Here is a 6,824-nt window from a genome sequence, read left to right as displayed (position 1 = left end):
GGGTTCGCGTTGTCTGCGAACCCAAACCGCCACCGGCATCGTGCGCCGCCAGGGACTCGAACCCCGGACCCGCTGATTAAGAGTCAGCTGCTCTAACCAACTGAGCTAGCGGCGCGCGCTGACGGCGTAACTCTACAGGACGCCCGGAGGTGCTCCGGACCGCCGGACCGAGGCCCGGGCGGCCCCGGCAAGGGCGGTCGGTTACATCATTCGGACCGTCAGCATGCGAGTGCGGAAGACAGTTGAGAAACTGACGGCGCGCGCCCGGGCCAGCACGGGCGCCGCCATATTTCCGACGGAACTGTGAGGGGAATCGCATGAAGTCGCCGGTATTCGAGGAATTCGACCCCGGGGGCGACTGCGACTGCCCCGGCTGCGTCCACTGGCGCCGCGTCCTGCCGCGTTCCCCGGCCGGCCGCACCACCACCCATCCGGCCGCTCACCGGGCTCTCGCCCTGGCCGCCGTGGCCGCCGCCACCCTCGGAGCGGGCCACGCCGTACCGGCCGCCGCCGCCCCGCAGGCACCCCACCGATCGGGTGTTTTCGCAGATGAAGATCCCGAGACCCCCCAGGGCGACACGGCACCCCTGCACGGCGCCGACGGCCGTGAGGGCAAGCCCTCCGACGCCCTGGAGCCGGCCGCCATCACCCGTACGGACATCATCGACCGGGCCAAGACCTGGGTCGCCGCGAAAGTGCCGTACAACATGAACGCATACTGGTCCGACGGTTACCGGCAGGACTGCTCGGGCTATGTATCGATGGCCTGGCAGCTGCCCGGAAACGAATGGACGGGCAGCCTCGCCCAATTCGGTGAACGGATTTCCAAGGAGGAACTCCAGCCGGGCGACATTCTGCTGTTCCATAATCCGGCCAACCCGGAGAGCGGCTCGCACGTCGTCATTTTCGGCGGCTGGACGAACACCAAGCACACCTCCTACACGGCCTACGAGCAGGCCCGCCCGCACACCCGCCGGCAGACCACCCCGTACGCCTACTCGAGCGACTCCGACCGGTACGTGCCCTACCGCTACAAGGGCCTCACCGCGCAGGAGGAGACGGCCCCCGGAAAGGACAGGGGGCTGCCGGGCGCACCGGCCGCCACGCCGTACCCGGGAGCGACGTATTTCGGCCCCGGCGCGGACAACAAGTACGTCACACAGCTCGGTCGCATGCTCGTCGCGCGCGGGGCCGGTGCCTCGTTCCCCTCGGAGCCGGGATCGCGCTGGACGGACGCGCACCGGCGGGCGACCCGGGCCTTCCAGCTGGCCCAGGGCTTCAAGGGCCCGGACGCCGACGGGCTGCCCGGCCCGCGCACCTGGGAGCTGCTGGTCGCGGGCAAGGGCAAGGACGTCACCGCTCAGGAGGCCGGGCCGCCGCCCTCCTCCCACGGTGTCCCCGGCTACCCGGGCCGGGCGATGTTCCGGCCCGGTGCGAGCAACCCGTACGTCACCCGGCTGGGGAAGCAACTGGTGCGGAAGGGGTTCGGCAGGTTCTACCCGCGGCGGCCGGGGCCGCGCTGGGGCGAGTCGGACCGGCGGGCCGTCGAGGCCTTCCAGCGTTCCCAGGGCTGGCGGGGCGGAGCGGCGGACGGCTTCCCGGGGCCGGAGACCTGGCGGCGGCTGTTCGCGTAGCCCTCCCGGTACCGGGGGGTCCACCGTTGTGACGCATCTGGCGCGGAGGCTGGAGGCACGCATGACCACGACCACTTCCCACCCGTCCGAGCCCGACGGACCGGCCGAGGGGCCGACCAGGGGCGCCCGGCTCATCCAGAACGAGTCCACCACCGAGATCCCCGTCCATCTGCTGTTCCGCGACGACCCCGACCCGGTGTCGGTACCGCTGCCGACGGCGGTCGTCGGCCGTCGGCAGGGCACGGGGGAGCAGCCGCGCCTCAGGCGCGCGGCCGCTCTGACGCCGCGTCCGGTGCCGCAGGTCGACCCGGACCTGGTGGAGCGGCCCGCGCGGGTGCTGCCCGGCGCGGCGGGTGTGCTGGCCGGAGCGTGCGGGGCGGCCGGGTGCGTGGCCACCTCCTGGTGGGCCGGGGTGCTGCCGCCGCTCGCGCTGGAGGCGCTGCGGCTGCCCGCCCATGCCGGGGCCGGGCCAGGTCCCGCGCAGTGGGCGGCGTACGCGGGGGCCGGGGCGCTCGCGCTGTTCGGGTTCGGCGGGCTGGCCCGGGGCCGGACCGGACGGGCCTGGGTGCTGGACCTGTTCGGCCGCTACCGGGGGACCGTCCGGCGCTCCGGCCTGCTGTGGGTCAACCCGCTGCTGCTGCGCCGCCGGGTGGACGTACGGCTGCGGCACTGGCGCAGCGAGCCGGTGCCCGCGACCGACGCGCACGGGGTCGCGCTGCGGGTGGTCGTCCTGGTGGTGTGGCGGGTGCTGGACACCGCGCGGGCCACGCTGGGCGTCGAGGACCACGAGGCGTACCTGCGCGAGTGCGTCGAGGCGGCGCTCGCCCGGGTGCCGGTGGTGATGCCGGGCGGCCCGAGGGGAGCCGGGGAGGCGGCGGCCGAGGTGCTGACCCGGCTGGTGTCGGCGGAGGCGGCCCCGGTCGGCCTGGAGGTGTTCTCCGTGCAGCCGCTCCGGGCGGAGTACGACCCCGAGGTCGCCGCCGCGCTGCACCGCCGCCGGATCGCGGCGCTGGACGCCCAGCACCGGGCGAGTGTGCTCACCTCGGTCGTGGACTCGGTGGAGGACACGGTGACCCGGCTGACCATGCGGGGGCTGGTCGAACTCGACGACCACGAGCGGAAGGTGCTGGTGAAGGACCTGACGGTGGCGTTCTGCGCGGGGCGCGGGGAAACGCCCCCGTGATTGGTATGGACATGTTCAGTTCACCCTCCTACATTCAGACTTGGTCTAGACCTACCTGCACGGCTCACTGAACATCCCCCACGTTCTCCAGGAGCGGCAGCATGCGTACAAGGACCAAGTTGTCCGCAGCCGCGGTGGGACTGGCCACGACCGGAGCTCTCGTGCTCTCCTCCGGCGGCGCCAGCGGCCACGGCTACACCGACCTCCCCATCAGCAGGCAGAAGCTCTGCCAGAACGGCACCGTGACCAACTGCGGATCCATCCAGTGGGAGCCGCAGAGCGTCGAGGGCCCCAAGGGCTTCCCGGCGTCCGGTCCCGCCGACGGGCAGATCTGCAACGCCGGCCTCGGCCACTTCGGCCAGCTCAGCGCACCGCGCACCCCGTCCGGCGGCGCCTGGCCCGCCACGAGGGTGACGGGCGGCCAGAGCTACACGTTCCGCTGGCAGTTCACGGCCATGCACGCCACGACCGACTTCCGGTACTACGTCACCAAGCCGGGCTGGAACCAGAACCACAACCTGGCCCGGTCCGACCTCAACCTCACACCGTTCTTCACGGTCCCGTACAACGGTCAGCGGCCACCGCAGACGCTCTCCCACAGCGGCAGGCTGCCGTCCGGGCTGAGCGGCCGTCACGTCATCGTCGCCGTATGGACGATCGCCGACACGGCCAACGCGTTCTACGCCTGCTCGGACGTCACGTTCTGAACTTCCGGGAGCCTTCTGAGGTTCTCTTGAGTCACCGGTTCGGCCGGCGTGGGTAGTTTCCTTCCACGCCGGCCGACCGATGGCCGCGCAGGGCCTCGGGGGAGCTCATGGAAGCCTTGTTCTACGTCGTGCCCGCGCTCATGATCGCGGTCGCCTCCTGCGCCGTGGTCGCCGTGATCCGCCGCTCCGTCCGCGTCAGCCGCGCCTGGAGCAGCGGCCTGACCGCCGAGGCGCGTTGTCTTCGGACGTACACCACGACGAGTGGTGGCGGCGACAGTTCGGTACACACGACTCTGCACCACGTCTACGAGTTCACCACGCGCGACGGCCGCGGCGTCCGGTTCGAGGAGCGGGGCGGACCGGGGACGACCCTCGAGGGCGACATCGTCACCGTGCACTACCCGGCGGACCGCCCGGAGCACGCCACGGCCAGGCCCCCGGCGCCAGGGAAGCTCGCGGCGGGTACGGGGTGCCTGCTCGCCTTCCTCGGCACGTTCATCCTCTTCGCCCTCGGCTTCATGGCGGTGACGTACGCGATGTTCTCCGCCGTGGGCGACTTCCCGCAGCCGTAACGCTCCACTTCTGACGATACGTCAACTACCGTGCGCGCCCATGGACTCCAGGGTGAGCACGGTGGCGGAACTCGTGGCAGACCGGTGGGGCGACCACCGCCCCGGGCTGCGCTACGAGGACCTGGTCCTGACCCACCACGAGGTGGCGGCGGGCGCCGCGGCCCGGGCCGCGCTGCTGTCCGACCTGCTGCCGCCCGGCGCCGAACCCCACCTCGGGGTGCTGCTCGACAACATCCCCGAGTTCCCGCTCTGGCTGGGCGCGGCGGCCCTGGCCGGGGCTGCGGTCGCCGGCGTCAACCCCACCCGCCGCGGTGCCGAACTGGCCCGCGACATCCTGCACACCGAGTGCCGCGTCCTGGTCACCGAGCGGGCCCATCTGCCGTTGCTCCGGGGCCTGGACCTGCCCGGGGTGCGCCTGCTGGTGACGGACACGGCGGACTACGCCGACCTCCTGGCCCCCTACGCGGACGCCCGGCCGGACGCGTCCCGCGCGACCCCGTCCGACCGCTTCCTGCTCTACTTCACCTCCGGCTCGACCGGCGCGCCCAAGGCCGCCCTCTGCTCCCAGGGCCGCCTGGCCGCCGCCGGACGCTCCCTGGCCGGACAGTTCTCCCTGGGCCAGGACGACGTCCACTACGTCTGCATGCCGCTGTTCCACGGCAACGCGGTGATCGCCGACTGGGCCCCGGCGCTGGTCACCGGGGCGGCCGTGGCGCTGCGCCGCCGCTTCTCGGCGTCCTGCTTCCTGCCGGACGTACGCCGCTACGGGGCGACGTACTTCACCTACGTCGGCCGGGCGATCCAGTACGTCCTGGCCACCGACCCGCACCCCGGGGACCGCGACAACCCCCTGCGTCTGGGCTTCGGCACGGAGGCGGGCGCGGTGGACGCGGCGGCGTTCGAGCGGCGGTTCGGGGTGCGGCTGGTCGAGGGGTACGGCTCGTCGGAGGGCGGGGCGGCCGTGCAGTGGTCGCCGGGCACACCGGTCGGAGCGGTCGGGCGGGCGACGCCCGGGCTGGTGGTCCTGAACCCGGAGACGGGCCGGGAGTGCCCACCGGCCCGCTTCGACGCGGCGGGCCGGCTGCTCAACGGGGACGAGGCGATCGGCGAACTGGTCAACCAGGGGCCGAGCCCCTTCGAGGGCTACTGGCGCAACCCGGCGGCGGAGGCGGAGCGCCGCAAGGACGGCTGGTACTGGACGGGCGACCTCTTCTGCCGCGACACCGACGGCTACCTCCACTTCGCCGGGCGCACCGACGACCGCCTTCGCGTCGACGGCGAGAACCTGGCCGCCGCGATGATCGAGAACATCCTCGCCCGCTACGAGGGGGCGGCCGCGGTATGCGTCTACGCGGTGCCGGACCCGGTGACCGGCGACCAGGTGATGGCGACGATCGCCGGCGCCTTCGACCCGCTGTCCTTCGCGGAGTTCCTGCTCGCCCAGCCGGATCTGGGGACGAAGATGGCCCCTCGGTTCGTCCGGGTGTCGGACCGTATGCCCGTCACGGCCACGAACAAGATCCACCGGGCGGCGTTGCGCGGGGAGGGCTTCCGGTGCGCCGATCCGGTGTGGTGGCGACCGCCGGGGAAGGGCACGTACCGCAGGCTGACCGGGGCGGACCTCGAACACGCCGAAGGGCCTCTCGCTCCCACGAGAGGCCCTTCACCGGTGCGCCGCCAGGGACTCGAACCCCGGACCCGCTGATTAAGAGTCAGCTGCTCTAACCAACTGAGCTAGCGGCGCATGACTCCCGCCTACCGGTGGAACCTCGTTCCGCGGTGGGCGACGGGAAAATACTACCCGGTCTCCGGGGGTGCTTCTGACCACCTGGCGACCACCTGGCGGTGGCTAGATCGCCATGGACAGCAGGACCGGGGCCGCGTTGCGGTTGAGGGCGTCCGCGGCCTGGCGGAGGCGGTGGGCGTGCTCGACCGGGAGGGACAGGGCCAGGCAGCCGACGGAGGAGCCGGCCGTGATGGGGACGGCCGCGCAGACCGTGCCGACCGCGTACTCCTGGAGGTCCAGGACGGGCACGGTGGCCGGCTGGGCCTCCAGCCGGGAGAGCAGCAGGCGGTCGCTGGTGATGGTGCGCGAGGTGAGGCGGGCCATCTTGTGCCGGGCGAGGTGGTCGCGGCGGCCGGCGTGGTCGAGCTGGGTCAGCAGGCTCTTGCCGATCGCGGTGGCGTGGGCCGAGGAGCGGAAGTCGACCCACTCGTTGACCTTGGGCGTGGCCGGGCTGTCGGCGTACTGGGTGATGCTGATCTCGCCGTCGACGTAGCGGCTCATGTAGACGGCGGCGCCGACCGAGTCGCGCAGCCGGTCCAGGGTGTGCTGGAGCTTGTCGCGCAGGGCCTGCTCACGGTGGCGGGCGGAGCCGAGGCGGGCCAGGGCCTCGCCCGCGACGTACGCGCCGTCGGCGATCTGCTCGACGTAGCCCTCGCGGCGCAGCATGCGCAGCAGTGCGGTGAGCCGCTCCGGTCCTGTGCCGGTACGCCGGGCGAGTTCGGTGTCGGTGACGCCGGAACTGTTTCGCGCCACCGTCTCCAGGACGCGCAGGGCTTCCTGGGCCGAGTGGTACGGGGTGGTCGGCTCGTTCCTCAGCGCCACGGTGGTCTCCCCCTGCGCTTGCTGTTGGCCGTAATCCGGACAGCGATTCATCTCCACGATAACCGGCAAAGGGGTTGTGGAGAGCGGGGGTTGACAAGATTTCGGGCCCCCGGGCCGGGA

6 protein-coding genes and 2 tRNA genes are annotated in these 6,824 nt (G+C 72.4%); 5 read left to right on the top strand and 3 right to left on the bottom strand.

The genetic code is table 11. From position 1 onward, the window contains the following. Positions 1-41: 41 nt before the first annotated feature. Positions 42-115: transfer RNA gene (locus ACFT4A_RS40170), tRNA-Lys, on the bottom strand. Positions 116-317: 202 nt separating this feature from the next. On the opposite strand from ACFT4A_RS40170, the gene ACFT4A_RS40165 reads away from it, so the two are divergent. The 5 genes from ACFT4A_RS40165 to ACFT4A_RS40145 all read left to right on the top strand — a co-directional run bounded on the left by ACFT4A_RS40165 (position 318) and on the right by ACFT4A_RS40145 (position 5,801). After that, entirely contained in the window at positions 318-1,634 is a 1,317-nt protein-coding gene (locus tag ACFT4A_RS40165; RefSeq protein ID WP_382840966.1) for a peptidoglycan-binding protein, read from the top strand. Positions 1,635-1,695: 61 nt separating this feature from the next. Next, on the top strand, positions 1,696-2,817 hold the full coding sequence (locus ACFT4A_RS40160; protein WP_382840964.1) for an SPFH domain-containing protein: 1,122 nt from the start codon (positions 1,696-1,698) through the stop codon (positions 2,815-2,817). 101 nt (positions 2,818-2,918) lie between these two features. Continuing rightward, positions 2,919-3,524 (top strand): lytic polysaccharide monooxygenase, encoded by a 606-nt coding sequence (locus tag ACFT4A_RS40155; protein WP_215121160.1) that lies wholly within the window; start codon positions 2,919-2,921, stop codon positions 3,522-3,524. A 107-nt stretch (positions 3,525-3,631) separates the two neighbouring features. After that, positions 3,632-4,096: a DUF3592 domain-containing protein gene (locus ACFT4A_RS40150; protein WP_382840961.1), complete on the top strand. Its 465-nt coding sequence runs from the start codon at positions 3,632-3,634 to the stop codon at positions 4,094-4,096. A gap of 40 nt (positions 4,097-4,136) precedes the next feature. Then, a complete protein-coding gene (locus tag ACFT4A_RS40145) occupies positions 4,137-5,801 on the top strand; it encodes a long-chain-fatty-acid--CoA ligase (RefSeq protein WP_382840957.1) in 1,665 nt (554 codons plus the stop codon). On the opposite strand, the gene ACFT4A_RS40140 is transcribed toward ACFT4A_RS40145, so the two are convergent. Together ACFT4A_RS40140 and ACFT4A_RS40135 are read right to left on the bottom strand one after the other, a co-directional pair. Then, positions 5,767-5,840, bottom strand: a tRNA-Lys gene (locus ACFT4A_RS40140). The genes ACFT4A_RS40145 and ACFT4A_RS40140 overlap by 35 nt on opposite strands. 105 nt (positions 5,841-5,945) lie before the next feature. Next, positions 5,946-6,704 (bottom strand): IclR family transcriptional regulator, encoded by a 759-nt coding sequence (locus ACFT4A_RS40135; RefSeq protein ID WP_382840954.1) that lies wholly within the window; start codon positions 6,702-6,704, stop codon positions 5,946-5,948. Positions 6,705-6,824: the final 120 nt, after the last annotated feature.

Origin of the sequence: Streptomyces sp. NPDC057099 (assembly GCF_042671245.1) — a bacterium.
Lineage (GTDB): Bacteria > Actinomycetota > Actinomycetes > Streptomycetales > Streptomycetaceae > Streptomyces > Streptomyces purpurascens.
Note: the sequence above shows the minus strand (reverse complement) of the source record. Positions and strands in the feature narration are given on the sequence as shown.

Coding starts and splice junctions, on each gene's coding strand:
- ACFT4A_RS40150 (WP_382840961.1), top strand. CDS start 3,632: ATGGAAGCCTTGTTCTACGTCGTGCCCGCGCTCATGATCGCGGTCGCC.
- ACFT4A_RS40165 (WP_382840966.1), top strand. CDS start 318: ATGAAGTCGCCGGTATTCGAGGAATTCGACCCCGGGGGCGACTGCGAC.
- ACFT4A_RS40145 (WP_382840957.1), top strand. CDS start 4,137: ATGGACTCCAGGGTGAGCACGGTGGCGGAACTCGTGGCAGACCGGTGG.
- ACFT4A_RS40155 (WP_215121160.1), top strand. CDS start 2,919: ATGCGTACAAGGACCAAGTTGTCCGCAGCCGCGGTGGGACTGGCCACG.
- ACFT4A_RS40160 (WP_382840964.1), top strand. CDS start 1,696: ATGACCACGACCACTTCCCACCCGTCCGAGCCCGACGGACCGGCCGAG.